This window comes from Shigella sp. FC1567, from assembly GCF_001743015.1.
In the GTDB taxonomy this organism is placed as follows: domain Bacteria; phylum Pseudomonadota; class Gammaproteobacteria; order Enterobacterales; family Enterobacteriaceae; genus Escherichia; species Escherichia coli.
Genome location: NZ_MIIV01000347.1, coordinates 1 through 718, shown reverse-complemented (window position 1 = coordinate 718; position 718 = coordinate 1). Strand labels below are relative to the sequence as shown.

1 pseudogene is annotated in these 718 nt (G+C 51.0%); it reads right to left on the bottom strand.

The annotated features are described in order from the left end of the window. Positions 1-99: 99 nt before the first annotated feature. A pseudogene (locus tag BHE85_RS17590) lies at positions 100-383 on the bottom strand (IS110 family transposase); the annotation flags it as partial. Positions 384-718: the final 335 nt, after the last annotated feature.

The following is a 718-nucleotide window of genomic DNA, read 5'->3' as shown; positions in this document are numbered from 1 at the left end:
TAGCAACAGCTCACCCATGCGGCTCTGACAACGATGTTAACCCGCGTTAAATATCCCACGTTGGCCAGCATCTGTCTCACGGAAAGTCATACTGCCTTACGCATCAACAAAATCATTCTTATTACTTTTGACAAACGGGCGAACGAACTGTGGAGAAATCAGCTTAGTTTCATGTCCAAAATTCAGAGATACGGCGAGCCAAAAAGTGTGCACCCGCACAGGCTTCCATTACAACAACTGAGGGCGGACATGTTGCCAGAAACTGCATCAGTTTAGTACTGGGTAAATTTTTTACGCAGAAGAGCCTTACCAGACTTGTCTTGACAATGAATGTGGAAGGAATGCTTTCCGAGATCGATACCAATAAGTGTGATGTTCTGTATGATGGTCTCTCCGTTAAGGGATTCACCTTAACAGCGTACTGCTGTTAGGGTGGGGGTGACCATCTCATTATCCCCGCCTTTTTCCTGCCGGTCCCGGACAGAGCACAAAGGAAGTCGCCGCCGGCTCCGCTTTACCCGGCCATGCGGGGCATGGCCTTGTGGGTTTTCAGCTCTGTAGCCTCAGCGTCGTGTGCGGGCTGTGCCGTGCCTCCATCTTAGCCGGGCTGGCGGGGATGTGGATTTGCCCCTATATTTCCAGACATCTGTTATCACTTAACCCATTACAAGCCCGCTGCCGCAGATATTCCCGTGGCGAGCGATAACCCAGCGCACTA